The sequence below is a fragment of the Streptomyces sp. NPDC049541 genome (genome assembly GCF_044465725.1).
In the GTDB taxonomy this organism is placed as follows: domain Bacteria; phylum Actinomycetota; class Actinomycetes; order Streptomycetales; family Streptomycetaceae; genus Streptomyces.
Genome location: NZ_JBITLY010000003.1, coordinates 662,280 through 685,673, shown reverse-complemented (window position 1 = coordinate 685,673; position 23,394 = coordinate 662,280). Strand labels below are relative to the sequence as shown.

General features: G+C 71.0%; 22 protein-coding genes, 1 tRNA gene and 2 pseudogenes. 9 read left to right on the top strand and 16 right to left on the bottom strand.

Going from position 1 to position 23,394, the window contains the following annotated elements:
• Window positions 1–88: 88 nt before the first annotated feature.
• Window positions 89–913 (bottom strand): helix-turn-helix domain-containing protein, encoded by an 825-nt coding sequence (locus tag ACIBW9_RS15460; RefSeq protein ID WP_398955243.1) that lies wholly within the window; start codon window positions 911–913, stop codon window positions 89–91.
• Window positions 914–1,273: 360 nt separating this feature from the next.
• Between ACIBW9_RS15460 and ACIBW9_RS15455 the strand changes: the two genes are divergently transcribed.
• Window positions 1,274–1,768, top strand: a complete 495-nt coding sequence (locus ACIBW9_RS15455; protein ID WP_398955063.1) for an ATP-binding protein — start codon at window positions 1,274–1,276, stop codon at window positions 1,766–1,768.
• 93 nt (window positions 1,769–1,861) lie between these two features.
• Here the strand turns inward: ACIBW9_RS15455 and ACIBW9_RS15450 are convergent, their stop codons facing one another.
• The 5 genes from ACIBW9_RS15450 to rpmG all read right to left on the bottom strand — a co-directional run bounded on the left by ACIBW9_RS15450 (window position 1,862) and on the right by rpmG (window position 4,178).
• Window positions 1,862–2,080: a DUF397 domain-containing protein gene (locus tag ACIBW9_RS15450; protein ID WP_115913352.1), complete on the bottom strand. Its 219-nt coding sequence runs from the start codon at window positions 2,078–2,080 to the stop codon at window positions 1,862–1,864.
• 306 nt (window positions 2,081–2,386) lie between these two features.
• Entirely contained in the window at window positions 2,387–2,620 is a 234-nt protein-coding gene (rpsR, locus tag ACIBW9_RS15445) for a 30S ribosomal protein S18 (protein WP_398955061.1), read from the bottom strand.
• Between the two features lie 5 nt (window positions 2,621–2,625).
• Window positions 2,626–3,753, bottom strand: a complete 1,128-nt coding sequence (locus ACIBW9_RS15440) for a GTP-binding protein (protein WP_398955059.1) — start codon at window positions 3,751–3,753, stop codon at window positions 2,626–2,628.
• Entirely contained in the window at window positions 3,750–4,004 is a 255-nt protein-coding gene (locus ACIBW9_RS15435; RefSeq protein WP_398955057.1) for a type B 50S ribosomal protein L31, read from the bottom strand. Before ACIBW9_RS15435 ends, ACIBW9_RS15440 begins: the two co-directional genes overlap by 4 nt.
• Before the next feature lie 9 nt (window positions 4,005–4,013).
• Window positions 4,014–4,178 carry a 50S ribosomal protein L33 gene (gene rpmG / locus ACIBW9_RS15430; RefSeq protein WP_030573688.1) on the bottom strand — a complete coding sequence of 55 codons (165 nt, stop codon included), beginning with the start codon at window positions 4,176–4,178 and terminating at the stop codon, window positions 4,014–4,016.
• Between the two features lie 74 nt (window positions 4,179–4,252).
• Between rpmG and rpmB the strand changes: the two genes are divergently transcribed.
• The 4 genes from rpmB to ACIBW9_RS15410 all read left to right on the top strand — a co-directional run bounded on the left by rpmB (window position 4,253) and on the right by ACIBW9_RS15410 (window position 6,142).
• The gene (gene rpmB, locus ACIBW9_RS15425) at window positions 4,253–4,489 is read left to right on the top strand and encodes a 50S ribosomal protein L28 (RefSeq protein WP_344406276.1); all 237 of its coding nucleotides are present in this window, start codon (window positions 4,253–4,255) and stop codon (window positions 4,487–4,489) included.
• Entirely contained in the window at window positions 4,489–4,794 is a 306-nt protein-coding gene (gene rpsN, locus ACIBW9_RS15420) for a 30S ribosomal protein S14 (protein ID WP_398955055.1), read from the top strand. The genes rpmB and rpsN overlap by 1 nt, the downstream gene beginning before the upstream one ends.
• Before the next feature lie 173 nt (window positions 4,795–4,967).
• Complete coding sequence (locus ACIBW9_RS15415; RefSeq protein WP_398955053.1) at window positions 4,968–5,498, top strand: hypothetical protein; 531 nt, start codon at window positions 4,968–4,970, stop codon at window positions 5,496–5,498.
• A 104-nt stretch (window positions 5,499–5,602) separates the two neighbouring features.
• Window positions 5,603–6,142, top strand: coding sequence for a DUF4232 domain-containing protein (locus ACIBW9_RS15410; RefSeq protein WP_398955051.1), 540 nt, complete (start codon window positions 5,603–5,605; stop codon window positions 6,140–6,142).
• Window positions 6,143–6,195: 53 nt separating this feature from the next.
• Here ACIBW9_RS15410 and ACIBW9_RS15405 read toward each other — a convergent pair.
• Both ACIBW9_RS15405 and ACIBW9_RS15400 read right to left on the bottom strand, forming a co-directional pair.
• A pseudogene (locus tag ACIBW9_RS15405) lies at window positions 6,196–7,397 on the bottom strand (DUF2786 domain-containing protein).
• A gap of 34 nt (window positions 7,398–7,431) precedes the next feature.
• Window positions 7,432–8,376, bottom strand: a complete 945-nt coding sequence (locus ACIBW9_RS15400; RefSeq protein WP_398955049.1) for a S41 family peptidase — start codon at window positions 8,374–8,376, stop codon at window positions 7,432–7,434.
• Window positions 8,377–8,496: 120 nt separating this feature from the next.
• Between ACIBW9_RS15400 and ACIBW9_RS15395 the strand changes: the two genes are divergently transcribed.
• Complete coding sequence (locus tag ACIBW9_RS15395; protein ID WP_398955047.1) at window positions 8,497–9,231, top strand: Clp protease N-terminal domain-containing protein; 735 nt, start codon at window positions 8,497–8,499, stop codon at window positions 9,229–9,231.
• Between the two features lie 48 nt (window positions 9,232–9,279).
• Entirely contained in the window at window positions 9,280–10,971 is a 1,692-nt protein-coding gene (locus ACIBW9_RS15390) for a bifunctional 3'-5' exonuclease/DNA polymerase (RefSeq protein ID WP_398955045.1), read from the top strand.
• A 35-nt stretch (window positions 10,972–11,006) separates the two neighbouring features.
• On the opposite strand, the gene ACIBW9_RS15385 is transcribed toward ACIBW9_RS15390, so the two are convergent.
• The 6 genes and pseudogenes from ACIBW9_RS15385 to ACIBW9_RS15360 form a co-directional block, all read right to left on the bottom strand.
• The gene (locus ACIBW9_RS15385) at window positions 11,007–14,036 is read right to left on the bottom strand and encodes a BTAD domain-containing putative transcriptional regulator (RefSeq protein ID WP_398955241.1); all 3,030 of its coding nucleotides are present in this window, start codon (window positions 14,034–14,036) and stop codon (window positions 11,007–11,009) included.
• Between the two features lie 355 nt (window positions 14,037–14,391).
• Window positions 14,392–15,294 (bottom strand): glycosyltransferase family 2 protein, encoded by a 903-nt coding sequence (locus ACIBW9_RS15380; RefSeq protein WP_398955043.1) that lies wholly within the window; start codon window positions 15,292–15,294, stop codon window positions 14,392–14,394.
• A 115-nt stretch (window positions 15,295–15,409) separates the two neighbouring features.
• Window positions 15,410–15,847 carry a DUF3052 domain-containing protein gene (locus tag ACIBW9_RS15375; protein ID WP_398955042.1) on the bottom strand — a complete coding sequence of 146 codons (438 nt, stop codon included), beginning with the start codon at window positions 15,845–15,847 and terminating at the stop codon, window positions 15,410–15,412.
• 1,694 nt (window positions 15,848–17,541) lie between these two features.
• Window positions 17,542–17,949 carry an ATP-binding protein gene (locus ACIBW9_RS15370; protein WP_398955239.1) on the bottom strand — a complete coding sequence of 136 codons (408 nt, stop codon included), beginning with the start codon at window positions 17,947–17,949 and terminating at the stop codon, window positions 17,542–17,544.
• 174 nt (window positions 17,950–18,123) lie between these two features.
• A complete protein-coding gene (locus ACIBW9_RS15365) occupies window positions 18,124–18,972 on the bottom strand; it encodes a helix-turn-helix domain-containing protein (RefSeq protein WP_398955040.1) in 849 nt (282 codons plus the stop codon).
• A gap of 15 nt (window positions 18,973–18,987) precedes the next feature.
• A pseudogene (locus ACIBW9_RS15360) lies at window positions 18,988–19,335 on the bottom strand (DUF6879 family protein); the annotation flags it as partial.
• Between the two features lie 10 nt (window positions 19,336–19,345).
• On the opposite strand from ACIBW9_RS15360, the gene ACIBW9_RS15355 reads away from it, so the two are divergent.
• Both ACIBW9_RS15355 and ACIBW9_RS15350 read left to right on the top strand, forming a co-directional pair.
• Window positions 19,346–19,843: a transcriptional regulator gene (locus tag ACIBW9_RS15355; RefSeq protein ID WP_398955038.1), complete on the top strand. Its 498-nt coding sequence runs from the start codon at window positions 19,346–19,348 to the stop codon at window positions 19,841–19,843.
• Window positions 19,840–21,465, top strand: coding sequence for a tyrosine-type recombinase/integrase (locus ACIBW9_RS15350; RefSeq protein ID WP_398955036.1), 1,626 nt, complete (start codon window positions 19,840–19,842; stop codon window positions 21,463–21,465). The genes ACIBW9_RS15355 and ACIBW9_RS15350 overlap by 4 nt, the downstream gene beginning before the upstream one ends.
• 124 nt (window positions 21,466–21,589) lie before the next feature.
• Here ACIBW9_RS15350 and ACIBW9_RS15345 read toward each other — a convergent pair.
• A tRNA-Thr gene (locus ACIBW9_RS15345) sits at window positions 21,590–21,666 on the bottom strand.
• A gap of 107 nt (window positions 21,667–21,773) precedes the next feature.
• Window positions 21,774–23,357, bottom strand: coding sequence for an alpha/beta hydrolase (locus tag ACIBW9_RS15340; protein WP_398955034.1), 1,584 nt, complete (start codon window positions 23,355–23,357; stop codon window positions 21,774–21,776).
• Window positions 23,358–23,394 lie beyond the last annotated feature (37 nt).

Sequence of the window (23,394 nt, the reverse complement as noted above, 5' to 3'; positions counted from 1 at the left end):
CTCATCCCAACTTCACGGTGTGATCACGCGTCATCGTACTTGTGTTTCAAGTGAGTTGGGTGGCTCCGCTCACATTCGAGGGGAAACCCTAGGACAGCTGGAGCAGGCCCCGCAGCACGTCCCGGCTCTCGTCCGGACCCGGGCTGTCCTGCTGCAACTCCTTCATCGCCTTCTCGTACTGGGTGACGTCCTCGTGCTTGTCGAGGTAGAGCGCGCTGGTGAGCTGTTCCAGGTAGACGACGTCCGAGAGGTCCGACTCCGGGAAACTGAGGATGGTGAACGCGCCGGACTCGCCGGAGTGGCCGCCGAAGCTGAACGGCATCACCTGCAGCCGCACGTTCGGGCGCTCGGAGACCTCGATGAGGTGCTGGAGCTGCCCGCGCATGACCTCGCGGTCGCCGTAGGGGCGGCGCAGGGCGGCCTCGTCCAGGACGATGTGGAACTCGGGAGCGTTCTCGGAGACGAGGTACTTCTGCCGCTCCAGGCGCAGCGCCACGCGCCGCTCGACGTCCGCCTCGCTCGCGCCCTTCATGCCGCGCCGCACGACCGCGCGGGCGTATTCCTCGGTCTGCAGCAGGCCGTGCACGAACTGCACCTCGTAGACACGGATGAGACTGGCGGCGCCCTCCAGGCCGACGTAGGTGGGGAACCAGCTCGGCAGGACGTCCGAGTAACTGTGCCACCAGCCCGCGACGTTGGCCTCGCGGGCCAGGGCGAGCAGTGAGGTGCGCTCCCGCTCGTCCGTGATGCCGTACAGCGTCAACAGGTCTTCCACATCACGTGTCTTGAAGCTCACCCGGCCCAGCTCCATCCGGCTGATCTTCGATTCGGAGGCGCGGATCGAGTAGCCCGCCGCCTCACGCGTGATGCCGCGTGCCTCACGCAGTCGCCTGAGTTGCGAGCCGAGCAGCATGCGCCGCACCACCGATCCGGGCTCTCCCACGCTCACGTTCGCCAGCCTCCCCAACGCTTTCAGGGGCCGAAGTCTGCCACTAAATCACTCCGAGCAGTACTCGTCCGATTACAGAGAAGCAAAGAAGCCAAAGATCCTGCGCAGGAAGGAGGAAGGAGTTGGCAAGCAGTGGGAGAGAAGATGGCGGAAAAAATGGCCAACAAGCGGTACGGGAAGGTCCAATTCGGTCGCGTGCACGTGCATCTGCACCTTGCATCTGCACCGCGCATCCAAGACCATGGTCTCGCGCAACCGCTGCATCGCAACGCAACGACCGCGAATTCCTCGGGAGTGCCTCGCATGGGGACGAATGGATCGACCATGCTCGAGCCGTTACGGCAGGGCCTTCCGCCGCTGGATCCCGCGGCCGTGTCCAACGCCGCCTCCTGCGCTCTGCCCGCCCGCTACGAAGCGGTGCGCGAGGCCAGGCTGTTCACCCGCAGAACGCTCGACCAGTGGGACATAGGCGACCGCTTCGACGACGTCTGCCTGGTGGTTTCCGAGCTGGTCACCAACTCGCTGCGGCACGGCCTGCCGGCCGGCACCCTGTGCACCGCCGACCAGAGCCCGCCGGTACGGCTGCATCTGATGCGCTGGACGGAGCGGCTGGTGTGCGCGGTGCGCGACCCGAGCCATGCGACCCCGGCGCCGCGCGAGGCGGACGACTTCTCGGCGGAGTCGGGCCGCGGACTGTTCCTGGTCGACTCCTTCGCCGACAGCTGGGGCTGGCACCCGATGGCCGGCACGCTCGGCGGCAAGGTCGTCTGGGCGCTCTTCCAGCTACCGCACCCGCCCCGTCCGCTGCCCGCCGAATAGCGCGCCCCGGCGCCGTCCGACGCCGGGGTTCTACGCGCGTTACCGCACGTTAGGCAACGATTGCCCCGGTTGTACCCAGGGGTGGGCCGGGTGTCAGCCCGCTATCAGGTGGTCGAACTCGCCGTCCTTGATGCCCAGCAGCATCGCCTCGATCTCCGCGCGCGTGTAGACGAGCGCCGGACCGTCGGGGAAGCGCGAGTTGCGCACGGCCACGTCCCCGCCGGGCAGCCGGGCGAACTCCACGCAGGAGCCCTGCGAGTTGCTGTGCCGGCTCTTCTGCCAGGCCACACCGTTCAGCTCCGTGGCAGCCATGCCGTTGTACACGTCGTGGTCCACAGGTCGCTCCCGGTGGTGCGGTGGCTTTGGGGCCAGTGATGCAGTGGTCAACTGGTCCGGATCATAGCCGTGTTCACGTGCGTCTGCATGAGCAGATGCACGTGCACGCGGGGTGGTTCTGTGGTTACAGCTGTGACGTACGGAGTGCTCCATCCGTTCCTGCGCATGCCCCGAACTCCGAACGGCATGCGCAGGGTCGAACCCCCGTCCACCGGAAGAGACGCGTACCGCGGCCTTGTTGTTCCACCCTCCAACCAATCAGCCGACCTGTGGCCGAAAGTCTCAGCGGCCCGAGTACGGCAGGAGGGCCATCTCCCGGGCGTTCTTGATCGCGCGGGCGAGCAGCCGCTGCTGCTGGGCCGTGACGCGGGTGACGCGGCGGCTGCGGATCTTGCCGCGGTCGCTGATGAACTTCCGCAAAAGGTCGGTGTCCTTGTAGTCGATATAGGTGACCCCGGCCGCGTCCAGCGGGTTGGGGCGGGACTTGGCGGGGTTGCGGTCGGGTTTGCGGGGCATGCGGGTCAGACCTCCAGGAGGGTGTCGAAGGCGGGCGGCAGCCGCTTCCAGGCGGCGCGCCCGGCGGCGTACTCGGCGTCGGTCAGCAGACAGGACTCCAGCAGGTGTTCGAGTCCGTCGCGGTCGAGGCCGGGCGAGGTGAAGACGAGGTGCTGGCAGCAGTCGCCGTGCTCGGGATGCCAGTCCAGCGCGGCGGCGGCCCGGCGCACCGGCGGGACCATGTCCCAGGCGGCGTCGGGGAGCGAGGCCAGCCAGGGCCCCGCGCTCTCCACGCACAGGGCCCCGCCCGCCGCGTCCCAGTGCAGCAGGGTGTCCGGCTTGTCGGCGAGCCAGAACCGGCCCCGGCTGCGGGCGGCGGCACAGGTCAGATCCTCCAGGGCCGCGTACAGCCGCTCCGGGTGGAAGGGGCGGCTGCGGTGCCAGACGAAGGTGGAGACGCCGTGCGCGTCGGCCTCCGCGGGGAGGAGCGCGCAGGCCGGGTGCTGGGCGGCCGCCGCAGCCTCGACGTCGAAGCCAGCGAGGGCGGCCGCCGCCAGGTCGCCGTGGCCGATGACGACCTGGCGAGCCGTCGGGTGGAGCTGGGCGAGCAGCTCGCGGTCCTCCTCGTCGGCCTCCTCGGAGTCGGTGACGGCGAGGACGGGGGCGTACTCCAGCTGGCGCGCGAACGTGTCCGCGACCGTCCGCTGGTCGGTGGCCGCCGCGGCGAGGCCGCCGTCGGCGAGGTCGTCGCCGTTGCCGAGATACGGCAGGACGAGCGCCGGGTCCACGGCAGTGATCACGCCGGTCACGGTCAGGCCTCCGGCCACGACCACCTCGGCCATGGCCTTGGGCTCCACGGAGTCCCACAGCTCGACCACGGCGAGGCGGGTCTCCCCCGCGTCCGCGAGCCGGCGCAGCTCGGGGACCAGGTCCTCCCTGAGCGCACAGCACGCGCAGTCGTTGACCAGGGGCGCCTCGCCGGCCGACACGAGACCGGTGGCGTCGCGGATCGTCCGTACGACCGTGCCCGCCGTGGCCGTGGCGAGGTCGTGGTGGAGCACGACGCTGGCGGGGACGTCGGCCAGCAGCCGGGCGACGGCCGCCTTGCGGGCGTCGGCGTGCAGCCCGCCGACGATCACCACCGACAGGCTCACGCTCCGCCCCGCTTCCCGAACCGGCGCTCGAAGCGCTCCACACGGCCGGCGGTGTCCAGGACACGGGCGGTGCCGGTGTAGAAGGGGTGGCTGACGTCAGAGATCTCGACGTCGACGACGGGGTAGGTGTGGCCGTCCTCCCACTCGATGGTCTTGTCGCTGCTCATCGTGGAGCGGGTGAGGAAGGCGTGGTGCGCGGCACGGTCGCGGAAGACGACGGGGCCGTAGGCCGGGTGGATTTCCTTGCGCATGGCGGTGGTTCAGCGCTCCTCTCGGAAGTCGACATGGCGGCCGGCGACCGGGTCGTACTTGCGCAGGGTCATGCGGTCGGGGTCGTTGCGGCGGTTCTTGCGGGTCACGTAGGTGTAGCCGGTCCCTGCCGTGGAGCGGAGCTTGATGACCGGGCGGAGTTCGTTGCGAGCCATGGTGATACCTTACTGAAAATGAATTCCATTAGCGATATCGCTTCGAGGATCACTTCAGGAGAGGTACGTCACCCATGTCCGCGCACTGCATGCTGACCGGCGCCCGGCCGGGCTTCGGCAACCGCATCTCCCACTCCCACCGGCGGACCTCCCGCCGGTTCGACCCCAACATCCAGAGCAAGCGGTACTGGCTGCCGAGCGAGGGCCGGTATGTACGGCTGCGGCTGAGCGCGAAGGGCATCAAGACCGTCGACGCGATCGGCGTCGAGGCGGCCGTGGCGCGGATCCGTGCGCGGGGGGTGCGGGTCTGATGGCGAAGAAGAGCAAGATCGCGAAGAATGAGCGGCGGCAGGCGATCGTCGCCCGGTACGCCGAGCGGCGCGCCGAGCTGAAGGAGATCATCCGGCGGCCTTCGTCGACCGAGGCGGAACGGCTCGCCGCCCAGCGGGAGTTGCGGCGCCAGCCGCGCGACGCCAGCGCGACCCGGGTACGCAACCGGGATCAGGTGGACGGGCGGCCGCGGGGGTACTTCCGGGCGTTCGGGCTGTCGCGGGTGTCGTTGCGGGAGCAGGCGCATGCGGGGTATCTGCCGGGGGTGCGCAAGTCGTCCTGGTGAGGGCGGGCGGCCGCGGTCGGGTCGGTTGGGGCGGGTGGGTCCGGTGAATCTCACAGCCGCTCCTGGTGGGCCGGAGGACCGTCCCTGGTAGCTTGCTGCGGGCGCTCGGGCCTGCGGCCCGGCCCACCGGCTACGGCTTGCCCCTGCTCGTTGCTACTGCTTGGGAGCTACCAGTGACTTCGGCGACCTCCACCCGTCCTGCCCGCACGGTGTCGCGCCGGCAGCTGCGGATCGCGGCCGCCGCCGCGGGGCTGGCGGGTGCGCTCCTGCTCACCGCGTGCAGCAGCGGCGGCGGCGGCTCCCAGGACGACTCCTCGCCCAGCCCGTCCGCCTCGGCCTCCGCCACGGCGGACACTGGCGGCGGCACCGGCGGGACGACGGGTGCGTCCGACGGTCTGCAGGGCAGTTGGCTCGCCACGACCGGCGGCAAGGCCGTCGCCCTGGTGATCACCGGCAAGCAAGCCGGGCTCTTCTCTACCGGCGGCTCCGTGTGCAGCGGGACCGCGGGCAAGGAGGCCGGTATGCAGATGATCCACCTCACCTGCACCAAGGGCGGCAAGGAGCGGGGGACGGGGATGGTCGACTCCGTGTCCAGGAACTCGCTGAAGATCACCTGGTCGGGCACCGTGGGCAAGGAGACGTACACCAAGACCGAGGGCGGGGCCCTGCCGTCGGGGCTGCCGACGGCGAACCTCGGTCAGTAGTCCGGCAGGGCGGGCAACCGCTGCGGGCGATCGTGCGTGATGATCCATGCACGCGATCAACGGCATCGCGCCGCCGAGCACCAGCAGAGCACCAGAGGATCCCCATGCGCGCCACCCCCATCACCGTCGCCGCTCTCGCCGCGGCGCTCCTTCTGACCGCCTGTGACAGCAGCGGCGGTGACAGCGGCTCCAGCAACAAGAACGCCGACAACGAGAACAAGGCCGGAGGCGCCTGCACACTGGACGCCGTCGGCGTGCAGGTCGCGGCGAGCGCCGCCCCGTCCGCCGGGGACTCCGGCAATGTCACCGTCACGCTCACCAACCGCGGCCCCCAGTGCACCCTGAACGGCTTCCCGGCCGTCGACCTCCAGGGCGGCAATACGTCGGGTGCCGTCCCCGCCGACAAGGCCGCGAAGGCACAGAAGCTGACGCTCGCCAAGGGCGCGACCGCCTCCTTCACGATCACGTACGTGCGGGGCGAGGCGGGCGGCAAGAAGAGCCTTCCGGTGACGACGGCGAAGTTCACGCTGCCCGGCTCCGCCGCCGCTCACAGCTTCAAGTGGACGTACGGCGAGGTCGCCGTCAAGGGTGCGGCGGGTGCGGCGAACGCTTCGGTGAGTCCGTTCCAGCAGGCTGGGGACTGAGCACTCCGCGGGTTGTGCCCACGTTCCGCCACGTGGCCGCAATCGGTCTTCGTTCATGTGCGGCGCCCTCGTGGCTGGTCGCGCAGTTCCCCGCGCCCCTGTCGGGGCGCGGGTCGGTTCCCCACCTGCGCCCGGTCGGCAGCCTGGGCTCCCTCCGTCCAGCCCGCCTCGTCGTTCACACCGCGTAGGCGGGTTGTGGTGGTCTCGGGGAACATGCGGTCCGTGTGGGTCGTGACCGCGACCTCGCGGGAGGCCAGTACCGGGAGCAGGTCGTCGGTCACCTGCGTTTCGGCGGCCTTCGCGAGGCGGGTGCCTATGCGGTGGGCGTAGGCCGCGAGGAAGGACTGCCGGAAGGTCTTGGTGCGTCTGCGGCCGCCCGCTCGCTGGGCGGTCTCCGCCTTCGTCATCGCCGTCGTGGCCTGGACGAGGAGCGAGGTGTAGAGGAGTTCGACGGCTTCCAGGTCGGCTTCGAAGCCTACGACGGTGGAGAAGCCCAGCGGCTCGTTCCACACGGCCCGGCAGTGGTTGGCGGTGGCGACCGCGTCCAGCAGCACCGCCTTGGCCTGCTCGTAAGGCGCCTCGACTCCGATCCTGCAGGCGCCGGGGGCGTCCGGAGAGGGCGCCCGGGCCGCGAGCAGCGCCTCGTCGATGCTGTGCCGCGCCATCAGTTCCTGCGCCTTCGCGGACAGCGCCTCCGCCTCGTCCGGGAACCCGGTCGCCTCCGCCTTGGCGAGCAGCGCGCGGATGCGGGTGAGCATGCGCGACTCGGATGCCGGACCGGCTCCACGGGCGGAATCGGGCCGCCGCCCGGGCTCGTCGAGGGGTTCGAGGGCCGGCAGGCGCAGCAGCAGGCGGTACAGCTCCAGGACGGTGGTCGCGTGCGAGAAGCGGTCGGTGCGGGGCGGGGCGCCGGTGGCCTCGGCGGTCTCGGCCGCTTCGGCGGTGAGCTCGTCAAGCTGCGCGGTCCAGCGGGGGCCGCGCGGGCCGTCGTACGGCGTCTGCGCGCGGATGAGCGCCGACGCCAGGCGTGCGTGTGTGTCGTCCAGCTCGCGCCGTACGATCCGTACGACGTCGGCGGGCTGCCAGCCGCGCCGCCAGGCCGTCGCCATGAACTCCCGGCCGCGGCGGGCGAGTTCGTCGTCCGCCGCCGGGTCCGCGGCCAGCAGGGAGGCGCCCGTGTCGAGGCGGTGTCGGTCTCGGCGTACAGGGCGGCCTTGAAGGCGCGTTCGACGGTGCTGGACGGAGTGCTGGTCACTCGTCGATCGTGCCACGCGGCACTGACAGCCGGGTCAGCCGCCGATGAGGGCGAGCGCGCGGTCGAGGGCCTCGGGAGCCGGGCACGGGACGTCGGGGAGGACGCCGGTGCCTTCCCAGTTGGTGCCGGAGACCGGGTTGACGGCACGGGCGACCGGGATGGTGGCCTCCAGGTTCGGGTGGACCGTCCAGCCCTCGCGGGGGTGGGCGCCGCCGCGGGTGCTCTCCCCCACCACGGTCGCGCGGCCCAGCTGCTGGAGGTCGTAGGCCAGTTCCTCGGCGGCCGAGAAGGTGCGGGGACCGGTGAGGACGTGGACCGGCTTGGTGCCGCCGAAGCGGGCGCCGGGGACGTGCGGCAGGGTCCAGGACTGGTCGTACCGGTCGCCCACGCGCGCGTACATGGTGTTGAGGTGGGTGCGCTCGTCCAGCAGGTAGCTGCAGACGAAGGCGACCGTGTCCGGGTCGCCGCCGCCGTTGCCCCGCAGATCCAGGACGAGCGCCTCGGCCCGGGCGACCAGGGTGAGCGCGGCGGCGAGCGGCTCGGCCGACCAGGACAGCGGGAAGAGGAAGGGGGCCAGTTCGAGCAGGGCGGTGCCGCCCGTCAGCAGCTCGATCCGGGGCACCCCGCCCAGGGAGGCGTCGAACGCGCGGCGCATCGCGGCCTCCGCTGCCTCGCCCTGGCCCGTCGGCACCTGCTCGGGGTGGTACTTGAGGCGCAGATGCAGATCGCCGTTGACGGACTGCAGATCCGTGGTGACCAGTCCGCTCAGCTCCTCGGCGCTCTCCACGTCGTACGCCCCCTCCGCCAGGCGCCGGCGCAGCAGCACGGCCAGTTGCTCGGCGGCCTCCGGGAAGACGTAGTGCTCGGTGAGGAGCCGGGCCGTCTCGTCGACGACCGCGGGAACGTCGGTGACGGGGACCGGGGTCGGGACAGCGGCAGGGGCCGTGGAGGAGCTCGTCGTCAGCGTGGTCGCGGTCATGACAGACGAGTCAATCACCGTCACCGTGCCCCCCGCATGACCTTTCCCGGCACTCGTGGCGCCCCCGCAGGGTGTCAACTCGGGGTTGACACCCCCCTTGTGTCAACCTACGGTTGACACATGTCGACGAACCCGAACTTCACGCCATCCGTGCGTCTCGACGAACTCATCGCGGCCATCAAGAAGGTCCACGCCGAACCCCTGGAGCAGCTCCAGGACGCGGTGATCGCGGCCGACCACCTCGGTGAGGTGGCGGACCATCTGATCGGTCACTTCGTGGACCAGGCGCGCCGCTCGGGCGCCTCCTGGACGGACATCGGCAAGAGCATGGGGGTCACCCGGCAGGCGGCGCAGAAGCGCTTCGTGCCCAAGGAGTCCACCGACCTGGACCCGAACCAGGGCTTCGGCCGCTACACCCCGCGCGCTCGCAACGTGGTGATGGCCGCCCACAACGAGGCGCTCGCGGCCCGCAACACCGAGGGCCGCCCCGAGCACCTGGTCCTCGGGCTGCTGGCCGAGCCGGACGGCCTCGCGGCCAAGGCCATCACCGCGCAGGGCGTCCTGCTCGACACCGTGCGCCAGGCCGCGACCGCCGCCCTCCCGCCCGCGGCCGAGGAGGTCCCGGAGCTCGTCCCCTACGGCTCCGACGCCAAGAAGGTCCTGGAACTCACCTTCCGCGAGGCCCTCCGCCTCGGCCACAACTACATCGGCACCGAGCACATCCTGCTGGCCCTCCTGGAGTTCGAGAACGGCGAAGGGGTGCTGGCCGGCCTCGGCCTCGACAAGGCGACGGTGGAGGCCGAGCTCACCAAGGCGCTCGCGCAGTACCTGCAGGTCCCCGGCGAGGAGGGCTGACGGTCCGCCGGGAGGCCACTGTCAGACCCCCCTGCGACACTCGCAACCATGACCGACCGCTGGGCGCTCGCTCCGGCCGAGGACGGTGGCGTGGAGCTCGCCCCCCTCGGTCCGGACGGGCTGCTCGCCGGGCCGGTCCTGTGGGAGCCCGACCTCGCGACGGCCGTGCGGGGACGGCCGGAGGTCGTGCGGTGGGTGTGGCGTTCCACGGCCGAGGTGTATCCGCGTCTGCTCGCCACGGGGGTGCGAGTGGAGCGGTGCTACGACATCGAGGACGCCGAGACCCTCCTGCTGGGCCACGAGGGGCGGTACGGCGAGCCACGCTCGGCGGCCGCCGCTCTGGCCCGGCTCCGCGGCGGCCCCGTACCACCCGACCCACCCCTGCGCTCCGCCGAACCGGGCGCGCAGTCCCCGCTCTTCGAACCGCAGACCGTCCACGTGCCGCTGCCCGACCTCGTCGAGGTGTACGCCGAGCAGCAGCGCCGGCACGACGCCACCGCGCACCCCGACCGGATGCGGCTGCTGACCGCCGCCGAGTCGGCGGGGATGCTGGTGGCGGCCGAGATGAACCGCGCCGGGCTGCCCTGGAGCGCCGAGGTGCACCGCCGGGTGCTGCACGAACTGCTCGGCGAGCGGTATGCGGGCGGTGGCGAGCCCCGCCGCCTCGCCGAGCTCGCGGACGAGGTGTCCGCCGCCTTCGGGCGCCGCGTCCGGCCCGATCTGCCCGCGGACGTCATCAAGGCGTTCGCGCAGGCCGGGATCAAGGTGAAGTCGACCCGCCGCTGGGAGATCGAGTCCGTCGACCACCCGGCGGTGAAACCGCTGGTCGAGTACAAGAAGCTGTACCGCATCTGGGTCGCCCACGGCTGGTCCTGGCTGCAGGACTGGGTGCGGGACGGGCGCTTCAGGCCCGAGTTCCTGGCGGGCGGGACCGTCACCGGCAGATGGGTCACCAACGGTGGCGGCGCCCTCCAGATCCCCAAGGTCATCCGGCGCGCGGTGGTCGCCGACCCCGGCTGGCGGCTGGTCGTCGCGGACGCCGACCAGATGGAACCGCGGGTACTGGCCGCCATCTCCCGCGACCCGGGGCTGATGGAGGTGGCCGGGCGGGAGACCGACCTCTACCAGTCGGTCTCCGACCGGGCCTTCTCCGGGGACCGCGCCCAGGCCAAGCTCGCCGTCCTCGGCGCGGTCTACGGCCAGACCTCCGGAGACGGCCTGAAGAACCTCGCCGCGCTCAGACGGCGTTTCCCCAAGGCGGTCGCCTACGTCGACGAGGCGGCGCGCGCGGGCGAGGAGGGGCGGCTCGTGCGGACCTGGCTGGGGCGGACCTGCCCGCCGGCGGCCGGGGCGGGCGAGGACGCGGCGGAGGAGGCGGGCATCCCGCAGGACGAACCGGCGGAGTCCCCCGCCGGGGCCGAGTGGGTGCCGGGGTACGCCTCCACCAACACCCGCGCTCGTGGCCGCTTCGCCCGCAACTTCGTCGTCCAGGGGAGCGCCGCCGACTGGGCGCTGCTGATGCTCGCCGCGCTGCGGCAGGCCTGTGCGGGCATGGCGGCCGAGCTGGTCTTCTTCCAGCACGACGAGGTGATCGTGCACTGTCCCGCGCGGGAGGCGGAGGCGGTGGTGGCGGCGATCCGGAAGGCTGCGGAGCTGGCAGGACGGCTGACGTTCGGTCAGACGCCGGTGCGGTTTCCGTTCACCACGGCGGTGGTGGAGTGTTATGCGGATGCCAAGTGAGCGGTGTCCGGCCGTAGTGAAGCGGTACCCCCTGGCTACGGCAGCGTCTCGCCGAGCAGTTCCCTCAGTTCCGCCAGCACCGCTTTCTCGTCCGTGCCGTCCAGTGCGGCGAGGGCCGCGTGCCACTGTTCGTACGCCTGATCGGCGCTTCCCCGCTCCCGCAGCAGAAGCCCGTGCTGGTGGCGGGCGAGACCGCCCGTGTAGCGGTCGGCGCGGGCATCCGCGCGGTGGAGCAGTTCGGCGCACTCGGCGGCGGCCCGTTCCGTGCGACCGAGCAGCCGCAGGGCGCGCACCAGCCCGAGCCGGGTCTGGGACTCGCCGTGCCAGTCGCCGTGGCCGCCGAGGATGCGCAGGCTCTCCTCGAAGTGGGGTACGGCGGCGGCCGGCTCGCCCAGGGTGAGGTGGGCGTAGCCGATGTTGCAGTGCGCGGAGTGCTGCACGATCACGGCACCGATCTCGTTCCCGAGGGCGAGCGACAGCCGGTGCTGCTCGATCGCGGCCCGCGGGTCGGTGTGCTCGTACAGATTGCCGAGGTGGCTGAGGGTCACGGCCTCGCCGTGCGGGTCCTTCAACTGCCGTGAGTACTCCAGGCTCTGGCGCAGGGCCCGGCCCGACTCCACGTAGCGACCGAGCCCTTCGAGGAGCAGGCCGCGGTTGTTGAGGCAGCGCCGCATCCAGGAGATGTGGTCGAGCCGCCGCCAGATCGTCAGTGCCCGGTCGTTGAGGTCGAGGGCCTCGCTCTGCCGTCCGGTCAGGAAGTGCAGCCCGGCGAGGTCGCCCAGCGCGTACGCCTCGGCGGCCTCGTCCCCGAGCCGCCGGGCCACGCGCAGGGCGGCCCGGCCGAGCACCTCCATCTCGGCGACCCGGCCACTGCGCAGCAGGTACGGGAAGACGAGGCGGATCAGCGTCGAGATGCGGGCCGCTCTGAGGGCCTGTACGTCGGGGTCGGCATCGGCGTCCTCGGCGTACCGCTCGACCAGCGTGACGATGTTGACCAGCTCGGTGTCGCCCCACGCGAAGGCCTGTCCGGCGGATTCGAAGGCGGGGAGGGCGGCGACCCGTGCCGCGTGGTCCGGCGGCTGGGCAGTGGTCGGGCGGCGGCGGTCGTCCTGGTCGAGGCCGGGTTCGACGATCGCGGTGAGGGCGCGCTCGGCGACGGCGGCGTACCAGGGCAGGGCGGCATCCACCTCACTGGCGCCCCCGGCCAGTTCGCGGGCGAAGTCGCGGACCAGGTCGTGCGGGGCGTAGCGGCCGTACGCCGTCTCCTCCAGGAGGGCCACGTCGACGAGCCGGTCCAGTGCGGCCTCGGCGCGGCGCTCGTCGGTGCCGACCAGGTGGGCGAGGAGCGGGGCACCGTACGCGGGCAGGTCGAGCGCGCCGATCCCGCGCAGCACGAGGGCGGCGTCCCGGTCGGCCTCCCGCTCCGAGGCGGCGAGGGCGTCATGGGCGACGGCCAGGGAGCGGCGGACGCTCAGGTCGTCGTACTCCAGGTGGTGCAACCGGCTCTCGGCGGCGGCGAGTTCACCGGCCAGGACCTCGGGGGTGAGCGCGCGGCGCGCGGCGAGGCGGGCGGCGACGATGCGCAGCGCGAGCGGAAGGCGGCCGGTGAGTTCGACGAGGGGATGGGCCGCGTCCAGGGCGTCGCGGCCGGAGACCGCTCGCAGCAGCTCGGCGCTCTCCTCGCCGCTCAACGGGGTGAGCGGGAAGCGGCGGGCGCCGTCGAGGGCGGTCAGCGGCGAACGGCTGGTGACGATCACGGTGCAGCCCGCGCCGGCCGGCAGCAGCGGCCGTACCTGAGCGGCGTGCGCGGCGTCGTCCAGGAGCAGGAGGGTGCGGGTCGGGGCGAGCAGGGAGCGCAGCAACGCGGCGGCCGCGTCCGGGTGTTCGGGGATGCGGCGGGGCTCGGTGCCCAGGTCACGCAGCAGTGCGGCGAGGGCCTGGGCGGGCGGGAGTGGGGTCATGCCGGGGGTGGCGCCGTGCAGGTTGATGTACAGCTGACCGTCGGGGAAACGTTCCCTCAGGGTGTGGGCGACCTGGAGGGCGAGGGCGCTCTTGCCCACGCCCGCCATGCCGCTGATGACCGCCACGGCAGGGGTCCGGCCGGGTTCGAGGGCGCTGCGGAGGTCGTCGAGAGTGGGGGTGCGGCCGGTGAAGTGGGCAGGTGGAGGCGGCAGTTGGGCGGGGCGGGGCGGCCGCGGGAGGGCCGGTGCGGGGTCGTCCGTGCTGCCGGACGGGGTCTCGTCCTCGCGCGGGGCACCGGGGAGCCCGGTGGTGGCGAGCACCTCGACGTGTGCCTCCTGCATCGCCGGGCCCGGTTCCACGCCCAGTTCCTCCACCAGGCGGGCGCGCAGATCCCGGTGGACGGCCAGGGCCTCGGCCTGGCGGCCGGTGCGGTGCAGGACGAGCATCAGCTGACGGTGGTACGCCTCCCGCAGCGGATACTCGGCGGCCAGTGCGGCCAGCTCCGGAACGAGACCGTCCAGCCGGGCACCGTCCACGGCCAGCTCAGCGTCGTAACGCCACTCCAGAAGCAGCAGCCGCGCCTCCTTCAGACGCTGGACGAAGGCGTATCCGCCCAGCTCGGCGGGGAGCCCGTTCAAGGGGGTGCCGCGCCACAGGGCGAGCGCGGACGTGCACTCACGCACGACCCGCTCCCAGTTGCGGGCGGCGAACGCGCCGCGTGCCGTGGCGAGATGCCGCTCGAAGACATGCACGTCCAGTTCGCCCTGCTCGACGCGGAGGACATAGCCGGGCGGCACCGCCCGCAGCCGTTCGGGGTCGTCGAGCAGCCTGCGCAGCCGGGCCACATGGTTGTGCAGCGAGGCCTGCGCGGACGCGGGCGGCGCTCCGCCCCACAGCGCGTCCTTGAGCGACTCGACGGAGACGACCCGGCCGGCCTCCAGGAGGAGAGCGGCGAGCAGGGTGCGGACCTTGGGGCTGCCGATGGCCTTGACGTCGGCCTCGCCGGAGGCATCCGTGGCGTCACCGCAATCGCCGGCCTCACCGTGGACGTCGTAGAGAACCGGCGGCCCCAGCAGTCCGAACCGCAGCCGGCCCCGCCTCACGCCCCCCACTGCCTTTCCGCGTCCTTGGCGGATTACCGCCCTCGTCACGGCGGTTTCCCGCCACCTGTGCCACGGCGGTCGCCGCCGGAATCCTTACGGCTGCGGCCGTCCGGCGCCGCCGGCCGACGGCTTCACGCCAGTCGGCCGAGGCTGGAACGGAGAACCGTTGGCCACATGTTAGCGATCCGTTGGTGCCACCTGATGTGATCACTTCATCGGATCTGGCCCGGGGGTGCGCGCGTAGAACGCGCAACTCGGGGGAGTGACGCCGCCGTGGCCGGATCCGTGGGACGTCAGAGGGTCCCGGTCGGCGGAGGTGAACGCCCGGGACCCTCGTCCCCTCCGCCGTTTCCCGTCAGATGACGGGCGGCCGCCCCAGCCGCGAAAGCCGCCACACGGTCCGCCACCGCATGGGCCGCCGCTCGCCCGCCGGTTCCCTGAAGCCCTCCACGAACCCGCCGAACCAGGCGCGCAGCCCCGCCCCCGACCGGGTCCGTGCGAGGGTGAGCAGCATCCAGATCGCCAGGTGTACGGGGATGAGCGGCAACGGCAGTCGACGGCGGACGAGCCAGACCCGGTTCCGTGCGTTCACCCGGTAGTAGATGGCGTGCCGGGCCGGGGAGGTCTTCGGGTGCTGGAGCAGCAGTTCGGGTGCGTACAGGATCCGCCAGCCGGCGTCGGCGGCCCGCCAGGCCAGGTCGGTCTCCTCGTGGGCGAAGAAGAACTCGGCGGGCCAGTCCCCGATCTCGTCGAGCATGGCGGTCCTGAAGCCGTGGCCGCCGCCGAGGAACCCGGTGACGTAACCGCCCCGCATCGGGTCTGAGGCGCCGACCCGGGGCACGTGCCGCTGCTGGGTCTCGCCGTGCTCGTCGGCGATGCGGAAGCCGACGATGCCGAGCTTCGGGTCGGCCGCGAACAGGTCCCGTACCCGCCGCAGCACATCGGCGTCGACGAGCAACCCGTCGTCGTCCAGTTCCACGACGACGTCGACGTCCCCGAACTCCCGCAGCCGGGCCAGCGCCTGGTTGCGGCCGCCGGGGCAGCCGAGGTTCTCGTCGAGTTCCAGGAGGGTGACCTCACCGGGAAGCGCCAGCCGCTCGGCGAAGTCCGGCAGCGGACAGCCGTTGCCGACGATCACGATCCGCGCGGGCGCCAGATCCTGCTTGGCCACGGACTCCAGCAGGGCGTCGACCTCGGCGGGCCTGTTTCCCATGGTCACCACGGCGACAGCGATCCGCAGTGCGCCCAGGTCCTGCATGCCCTTCACCCCATCACGGCCGCCGGCAATCCCGGCCGCGATGCTAGCCGTTCACGGTAAGGACTTTCTGAGTACGCCGATTCTTGGGTCGGGCGTGGCGGTTCTCATTCCTGGGTCAGGACTGTCGGTTCGTACGACGGTTCTCCCTGCGCCGTACGAACTTCAGCCCCGACCAGTCCTCCCCCAGCGCGGCGACCTTCACGTCGACCACGCCGAGCGGCAGGAAGAGGTCCCGCAGATCGTTCTCGGCGATGTCGCTGACGTGCCCGGCGGCCTTGCGGGGCCAGGCGATCCACAGCATGGCGTGGTCGGCGAGGGCGACGGCCAGCGCGGGGGCCTCGGCGGCCAGGGCGGCGTGGGTCCGGTAGAAGGCGAGGGTGACGTCGGCGCCGCGGGGGCCGTCCGCCGTGAACTCCGCCCCGTCGGGGAGACCGGGGATCTCGAACGGATCCGGAGCGTGCAGAAGTGCCACCCGGTGCCCCGCCTTGATGCCGATCTTCCTGGCGAGCGGAGTACCGGAGTACCCACCGCCCGCAGCACCGGACCCGCCCATCGCCCGCCTCCACACCTGCCTGCCGCCTCGGTCGGCCTCCATCGTGCCGGAGGGCGCGGTCAGCCGACCTGGGTACGTGGTCGGCGTGCCGCATCGTGGACAGGCGGTGGGCGACGACCAGTGCCCTGGCCAAGGCCAGACGTTGCCGCCGGCCAGCGGAAGGAGACGCAGCCAGGCCCCCACGCCACCACGCCGTCGATCATCACCGCGTCCTCGCCCGAGTGCGGCGCGTTCACCGTGTCGTACGGCGGCCTTCTCGCGTTCCCGCGTGCCGACACCCGGAAAATCGCTCAGCGAGGACGCCGGAAAGGCGGTGAAGGACCTCTATCACTCGACGGGAAGAACCTGAAGAAGGTCGCCGACAACACCGTCGCGGCCGACGCGGAACACGCTGAGGAGTTCCACAGGATTCACCGCCGTGAGCCCAGAGGGACGAGCTTCGGGAAGGCGGGCCGGAGACCGCCAGGACCAGCCATGCCGGTGCAGCAGCCGTCACACGGCCGCCGACGAGCAACGCCCGCCGACGCGGCCCCCCACAGCCCAAGCGACCGGTCGACGGTCGTCCGGTGCCGGTGGTCCGACGCCACCTCGAACTCCTCCTCAGCCCCGGGCCTCGTATCGCATCCGCCCCGCCTGTCCGCAGCCCTGCTGCCTCCGAATCGCGACGCACCGCGTGCCCCCGTGCGCAGATCGAGAGGTCACTCTCCGTGGTAGAGGCGCGGCAGGTCGATCAGTTGAATCGTGGGGTCGTTCTTTGCGAGGTGACCCAGCTCATCGGTGAAGCCGGTGCCGCTTCCCTGGCCCAGGCGCCGCACGACCGCGGACCGGAAACTTGTTAATGTGCGAGCCATGACAGCTGATGAACATGAAAAGCCTGGCACGGAGCAGGAGTTAGCGGCATCTCCTTGGAGCTGGGGAAACTTGGGCCCGGTCGGCGGCTTCCTCTTGATGCTGTCTGGACTCGGTCTGCTCCTCTGGGGGTTCCTGGGCCGGTCCAGCTCCAGCCCTTCACTGATCTACCAGGCCGCGAAGGTCGTGGCGATCGGCCTGGTGATCACCGGTACCACTCTGGTGGCGCGCCGACGCGACTCGTCACGGCGCCCCGACGCAGAGACAAAGCGTGGTTCACGGTCGTGAACGTTCCCCTTGATCGTGGATCGACGACGACTTCGCCAGCCTCGACCACGAATGGGCAACAGAACGCACCACCCGCGGGCAGGTGACCGCCCTTGTGCAGCCTGATCCCAGGTCGGGCTGCTGGCCGAGCATCTGGCCGAGGTCCTGGCCTACAGCACTGCGTTCCCCATCGCAGGGGCTGATGCCTCAGGCGTTTCATGCTATGCCGAAGCCGCGTAGCGCAGACAAGCCGCAGGAAGCGCTGATGCCCTCGCCACCGCGACCAGCCAGGGCATCGGCCTGATTAGCAGTGCCAGCACGGTACATGGAGCCTTCGATGTCTACCGGCGCTGTCGGTGCTGTTCAGTAGGTGCAGCCGCCGCTGCGATCTTGGGGCTCCAGCTCTGCTGGGTAGGAACCGAGCCGGCCAGATCGGTTCCCGTGCGCAGCCGTCGGCGGGTGTCAGGCGCAGGGTGCGGACGGCGAACGTGCCCTCGGTGCGGCGGGGGACGGCCAGCTCAACCATCGCTCTGGATCGGCGACGCCCGCGAGCTCGTCTTCGGGTAGCAGCCGCAGGGTCAGCACGCCGGGACCGCCAGCTCCGCCCAGACGGTCTTGCCCCAGCGCATTTCGTCGTAGCCCCAGCGGTGTGAAAGGGCGTCGACCAGGACCAGGCCGCGCCCGGTCTCATCGCCGTCTGTGACCAGATCCATTTCCGGCAGGGCGTGGGATTTGTCGGTGACGCCGATCCGTACGAAATCGTCCGTGACTCGCCGGACGGATACCCGGACCAGACGGCACGAGGTGTGGCGGACCGCATTGCCCACCAGTTCGGAGACGATCAGTGTGCCTGCTTCCGCCAGCTCGGCTATGCCCCAGGTGTTCAGCGCGACCGAGACAAGGCTCCGGGCACGGCGGGCCGTCTCGGGCTCGCAGGGGAGGGTTTCGGTGTAGCCGGGCGGTCCGACTGCGGTGGGTCTGGTCATGACGCTCACGGGGTCGTCTCCTCGGGGCCGGGATGTCCCGCTCGCAAAGGGGGTACGCGAGCGGGACTCTCCTGCGCTGCCGCCGAGGGGAAGCCTGGACCTGCCCGGCGACGCCAACGACCGTACGGAGAGCCGGAGTTTCTCCTCAACAAAATTGCGGGGAATTGCGCAACGTCATCCGAGGGCGATGATGGCCGGCTGGATCAAGGCGCGGGCGGCGTTGCCGTGAACGGCCATCTTCGTCAGCTCCCCGAACGCCTTGCGGTAGTCGGCGAGTTCGCGCGGCTGCACCACGTTGACCTCGGCGGTGAGGGTCTCCACGACACTGCGTGCGCCGTCATGGAGGTAGAACGCCTCCAGCGGCCACATGGTCCTTTGCGCGGTGAAGGGGATGATGCCCAGCGAGACGGAGGGCAGCGGCATCACGGTCAGCAGGTGCCTGAGCTGTCCGGCCATCGTCTCGGCGTCGCCGACGCGGTAGCGCAGAACGCACTCCTCCATCAGCACGACGAACCGGTGTCCACCCTCGTACAGGAACCGGCTCCGGGCGACGCGGGCCGCGACAGCCTCGGAGACATCGTTGGGAGTGCCCTGGAAGTCGGTGATGGCCTCCATCAGGGCCGTGGCGTAGGCGGGGGTCTGGAAGAAGCCGGGCACGACATTGGAGACGTACGCCCGGGTGACACCGCCGTGCGCGTAGCGGTCGTAGATGTCCTCCTGGGTCTTGCGCATGCCGGTCCGGTGGCTCCTGCGCCACTCCACATACATCGAGTCGACGGCGCGGGCCGTGGCGATCAGGTCGTCGGCCTGGTCTGCGGCACCACAGGCGGCGCACCATGCGCGGATGTCCCCGTCGGTGGGCTGCACCTCGCCCTTTTGGATGCGGGTGGTTTTCGCAGGGTGCCAGCCGCACCGGGCGGAGAGTTCCTTCCCGGTGCGGCCGGCGTCCTTGCGCAGGTGCGTCAGGCGCACGGCGAGCGCTTCACGGGCTGCCTGGGCGCTGGAGGAAGGGGAGGCGGGCATGGAGTGAGGTGCGGGTCAGACGGTGTACTTCTCGTGGTCGACGGCACGCTCCCATACGGCCTCGAAGGCGTCGGAGCAGAGCTTGACCACGGCGGGGTCCTCACTGAATTCCTTGGGCGGATCCGCCCAGTCGCCGTCCCCGGTGAAGATGTTGAACTGAACCAGGCGGTCGTCGAAGAGCCAGAAGTCGGCCCCCGGCAGGGCGATGTCCACGGCCCGCCGGCGGGGCAGCCAGCGCACCAGCTCTCCCGCCTCGACGTTCAGCGGGGTGGCGGCGTGCTCCCAGCGGATGTAGTCCGTCACGGGTTCGGACACGATCCGGGCCCGGCGCATCACCACGCCACGGCCGACAGCCTCCCGTACGGTGCCCAACATGGAATCCGGGCGCCGTGCCAACCTGCCCCTGGTCGACGTCATGGTCCTGGCCAAGGCACTGCACACGAACCCGATCTGCCTCATCTACCCGATCGGCTACATCGCCGAGGTCCAGCGGCTCCCGTACGAGGACCGCACTGCTCCGTGGGAGGCCATGTGCTGGTTCACCGCCCAGGACGGAGGCCCCCTGGCCGACCGCGACATGCTCCGCTACCAGCGCGAGCACATCCAGGCCCTAAGTGAGGCACAAGCCGCGATGGCAAGCGAGAGCTACGCACAGTACGCCGTCCAGCACGTAACCAGCGCCACAGAACAGGCAGAGGCGCTGCGCGAACAGGCCGCTTGCCTGGAGCGCATCGACAAGGCCAAGCAACGCCTGCGCGTAGCCCGCTCCTTCATCCGCCGCGACCGCGGCCTGCTCCCCTACCTGCCCCCCGAACTCGCCGACGTAGACCCAGACGAACCCGAAACCGACACCCCGGAGGAAAATCTTTGAAGGGCTCCGCCTACCGCCGCTGCTCGTGCCGCGACCCGAAGACCGGCAAGGAACTCGGCACTTCCTGCCCGAAGCGCAACAGCAGGAACCACTGCACATACTCCATACGGCAAGAGCTGCCGCCCCGCGCGGACGGCAGTCGCAGGTCCTTCGCTCGTGGCGGCTACGACAGCCGCAAGGCCGCCCAAGCCGACCTCGACCATGTCCGCACCCTCCTTGGCCTGGCCGAGTCGGACGATCCCGAGGGCACGGAACTGATCGCCGCCATGCTGACGGAAGTCAGCAGCGAGAAGACTCCCCTGCCCGACGTCGAGGAGACCCGGCGGCGCCTCAACGCCGGCCAGGACCTCATCGGCAGCCTGACCGTGAGCGAGTGGCTCGACCGGTGGCTGGCAGGGAAGCGCATACGCAAGTCCGGCTTGAACCGCTACGAGACCGACATCCGCGTGCACCTCAAACCGCACATCGGGCAGCGGCGCCTCGACCGTCTCCGCGTCAGCCACCTCAGCGAGATGTTCACCGCCATCCGCGACGCCAACGCCCAAATCTTGGAGGAGAACGCCCAGCGGCGAGCCGCGCTCGACGAGCTGGCGACCGTGCCGTGGAAGGGCACGGAGAACCGCGCCCGGCGCAAGGCGATGAAGGCCGCGATCGACGAGATGCCGCCCTTCCGTCGCATCACCGGCCCGGCCACGCGCCTGCACGTCAAGGCCACGCTCCGCGCGGCCCTGAACGACGCGATCGGGCAGCAGATCATCACGTTCAACCCGGCGGCCCACGTCGAGATCGACCCCGTACGCAAGCCGAAGGCCCTGGTGTGGACGGACGAGCGGGTCGCCAAGTGGGAGCAGACGGGCGAGAAGCCGTCACCCGTGATGGTCTGGACACCCCAACAGACCGGTGCCTTCCTTGACTTCGTCGCCGAGGACCGGCTTTACGCAATGTGGCACCTGATCGCCTTCCGTGGTCTGCGCCGTGGTGAAGCGTGCGGGCAGCCGTGGTCGGAGACGAACCTCGACACCCACTCCCTCACCGTCTCCTCTCAGCTGGTGCAGGACGGCTGGGAGGTCGAGGCATCCGACCCCAAGACCGACAGCGGCTACCGTGTGGTCGCGCTCGACGACGACACCGTCAGCGTCTTGAAGCGGCACCGCGAGCGGCAGGACGCGGATCGCAACGAGTGGGGCTCGGCCTGGGTCGAGACCGGCCACGTCTTCACCCAGGAGGACGGCTCCTGGCTCCACCCCGGCAAGGTGACCGACCTCTTCGAGCGCCTCGTCTCCGTATCCGGCCTCCCGCCGATCCGGCTCCACGACCTGCGCCACGGCGCTGCCACCCTCATGCTCGCCGCCGACATCGACATCAAGATCGTGTCGGACACCCTCGGGCACAGCGACACTCGCATCACGCGGGACATCTACCAGAGCGTGCTGCCCCAGGTCGGCAAGAACGCCGCCGAGGCCACAGCCAAGCTGGTCCCGCTTCAGCGCAAGGCCGAGGCAGAGAAGGCGGCCCGCAAGGCCGCCAAGAAGAACGGCAAGGGCGACTACAAGCCGAAAGGCAAGGCGAACGCCCAGGCCAAGGCCAAGAAGAAGGCCAAGCGCCGGAGGCCCGAGAAGTAGGTCCGGCCGCGCTCCGCTCACGCATCGCTCACGCAAGCCATCCCACGGCACCCCGGCCGCGCGCCCCTCCATGCCCCGAGCAACAGAAAACCCCAGGTCAGTGGCTATCCGACCTGGGGTTTGATGGAGCCGCCTTCGGGATTCGAACCCGAGACCTACGCATTACGAGTGCGTTGCTCTGGCCATCTGAGCTAAGGCGGCGCGCCGTCCGCACCATGGTGCGATCAGCAACGTCGGTAAGTCTACACAGTTTCGGAGGGTGCTCCGTACCAGCCCCGGGCGGTGGCTCCGCGGGGCTGGTCGCAGGGCTATGAGCAGCGCTTTCCCTGGGTCGGAGGGGTTCCGCGGAGCAGGTAGGCGTCGATCGTGGAGTCGATGCAGGTGCTGCCGCGGCCGAAGGCGGTGTGGCCGTCGCCCTCGTAGGTGAGGAGGTGGGCCGAGGTGAGCTGGCGGGAGAGGGACTGGGCCCAGCGGTAGGGGGTCGCCGGGTCGCGGGTGGTGCCGACCACGACGATCGGGGCGGCGCCCTTCGCCTTGATGCGGTGCGGGGCGCCGGTCGGCTGCACCGGCCAGTACGCACAGTTCAAGGAGGCCCAGGCGAGGCCCCTGCCGAAGACCGGGGAGGCCCTCTCGAAGGACGGGAGCGCTTTCTCCACCTGTTCGGGGCCGGCGAAGGCGCCCGGGAGGTCCAGGCAGTTCACGGCGGCGTTGGCGGACATCAGGTTCGCGTAGTGGCCGTCGGCGTTGCGCTCGTAGTAGCTGTCGGAGAGGACGAGCAGGCCCGCCCCGTCCTTCTCCTTGATTGCCGAGGTCAGCGCCTCGCGCAGCTGCGCCCATGTGCCCTGGTCGTACATCGCCGCGATCACGCCGGTGGTGGCGAGGGCCTCGCCGAGCTTGCGGCCGTCGGCGTCGCCGGTGGGGATGGGGTGCGCGTCCAGTTCCTTGAAGAAGGCGCTGAGGTTGGCGCCGACCTGGGCGGGCGTGGTGCCCTTGCGGCCGAGCGGGCAGTCGGGCTGCTGCACGCAGTCCTTCGCGAAGGACTGGAACGCCGTCTCGAATCCCGCGGTCTGGTCCAGATTCAGTTCGCGGCTACTCAGCGAGGGGTCCATCGCGCCGTCCAGCACCATCCGGCCCACCCGTTCCGGGAAGAGTCCGGCGTACGTCGCCCCGAGGAACGTCCCGTACGAGGCCCCCACGTACGTCAGCTTCGAGTCCCCCAGTGCCGCCCGCAGGATGTCCATGTCGCGGGCCGCCTCGACGGTGGAGACGTGCCGCAGCAGCTGAGCCGAGTGCTGCCCGCAGCTCTCGGCGAACTTCCGGTACGCGCGGACGAGTTCGTTCGTCTCATGGACGGAGTCGGGGGTGGTGTCCGTCTGTGTGTACGCGTCCATCTGCCGGCCGTCGAGGCATTCGACGGGCTCGCTGCGGGCGACGCCGCGCGGATCGACGGCCACCATGTCGTAGCGGGCGCGGACCTGGGCCGGGTAGCCGACACCGGCGTACTGCTGCAGGTACCCGATCGCCGAGCCGCCCGGCCCGCCCGGGTTCACCAGCAGGGAACCGAGCGGCTTGCCCTTGCCGGTGGCCTTCTTGCGGGCGACGGCGAGCTGTACGTCCCCGGCGTCCGGCCTGGCGTAGTCGAGCGGCGCCTTCATCGTGGCGCACTCGAAGCCCGTGGGACCGCAGGTGCGCCAGTTCAGCTTCTGCCCGTAGTACGGCGAGAGGGCTGACGGTGTCGACCGCGGCAGCGCGGCCAGCACCGCGTCCGCCGCATTGCCACCGGTGCTCGCGGTGCCTCCGGTGGAGCAGGCGGAGACGAGCAGTGCGGCCGCGGCGAGGAGGGTGGCTGCGGTTCTGGGACGGCAGGGAGGGGAGCTGCGCCTGATGTACATCAGGAGATGGTAACTCTGTGCAGCCATTCAAATGCTC

Excerpts from the sequence above, each read along its gene's own strand:
- ACIBW9_RS15340 (WP_398955034.1), bottom strand. The coding sequence starts at position 23,357 with ATGTACATCAGGCGCAGCTCCCCTCCCTGCCGTCCCAGAACCGCAGCC.
- rpmG (WP_030573688.1), bottom strand. The coding sequence starts at position 4,178 with ATGGCTCGCAACGAACTCCGCCCGGTCATCAAGCTCCGCTCCACGGCA.
- ACIBW9_RS15460 (WP_398955243.1), bottom strand. The coding sequence starts at position 913 with ATGCTGCTCGGCTCGCAACTCAGGCGACTGCGTGAGGCACGCGGCATC.
- ACIBW9_RS15450 (WP_115913352.1), bottom strand. The coding sequence starts at position 2,080 with ATGGCTGCCACGGAGCTGAACGGTGTGGCCTGGCAGAAGAGCCGGCAC.
- ACIBW9_RS15375 (WP_398955042.1), bottom strand. The coding sequence starts at position 15,847 with ATGGGCGGGTCCGGTGCTGCGGGCGGTGGGTACTCCGGTACTCCGCTC.
- ACIBW9_RS15365 (WP_398955040.1), bottom strand. The coding sequence starts at position 18,972 with ATGCCCGCCTCCCCTTCCTCCAGCGCCCAGGCAGCCCGTGAAGCGCTC.
- ACIBW9_RS15400 (WP_398955049.1), bottom strand. The coding sequence starts at position 8,376 with ATGACCGCGACCACGCTGACGACGAGCTCCTCCACGGCCCCTGCCGCT.
- ACIBW9_RS15355 (WP_398955038.1), top strand. The coding sequence starts at position 19,346 with ATGGAATCCGGGCGCCGTGCCAACCTGCCCCTGGTCGACGTCATGGTC.
- ACIBW9_RS15410 (WP_398955051.1), top strand. The coding sequence starts at position 5,603 with ATGCGCGCCACCCCCATCACCGTCGCCGCTCTCGCCGCGGCGCTCCTT.
- ACIBW9_RS15380 (WP_398955043.1), bottom strand. The coding sequence starts at position 15,294 with ATGCAGGACCTGGGCGCACTGCGGATCGCTGTCGCCGTGGTGACCATG.
- ACIBW9_RS15370 (WP_398955239.1), bottom strand. The coding sequence starts at position 17,949 with ATGACCAGACCCACCGCAGTCGGACCGCCCGGCTACACCGAAACCCTC.
- rpmB (WP_344406276.1), top strand. The coding sequence starts at position 4,253 with ATGTCCGCGCACTGCATGCTGACCGGCGCCCGGCCGGGCTTCGGCAAC.
- ACIBW9_RS15435 (WP_398955057.1), bottom strand. The coding sequence starts at position 4,004 with ATGCGCAAGGAAATCCACCCGGCCTACGGCCCCGTCGTCTTCCGCGAC.
- ACIBW9_RS15390 (WP_398955045.1), top strand. The coding sequence starts at position 9,280 with ATGACCGACCGCTGGGCGCTCGCTCCGGCCGAGGACGGTGGCGTGGAG.
- ACIBW9_RS15455 (WP_398955063.1), top strand. The coding sequence starts at position 1,274 with ATGCTCGAGCCGTTACGGCAGGGCCTTCCGCCGCTGGATCCCGCGGCC.
- rpsR (WP_398955061.1), bottom strand. The coding sequence starts at position 2,620 with ATGCCCCGCAAACCCGACCGCAACCCCGCCAAGTCCCGCCCCAACCCG.
- ACIBW9_RS15395 (WP_398955047.1), top strand. The coding sequence starts at position 8,497 with ATGTCGACGAACCCGAACTTCACGCCATCCGTGCGTCTCGACGAACTC.
- rpsN (WP_398955055.1), top strand. The coding sequence starts at position 4,489 with ATGGCGAAGAAGAGCAAGATCGCGAAGAATGAGCGGCGGCAGGCGATC.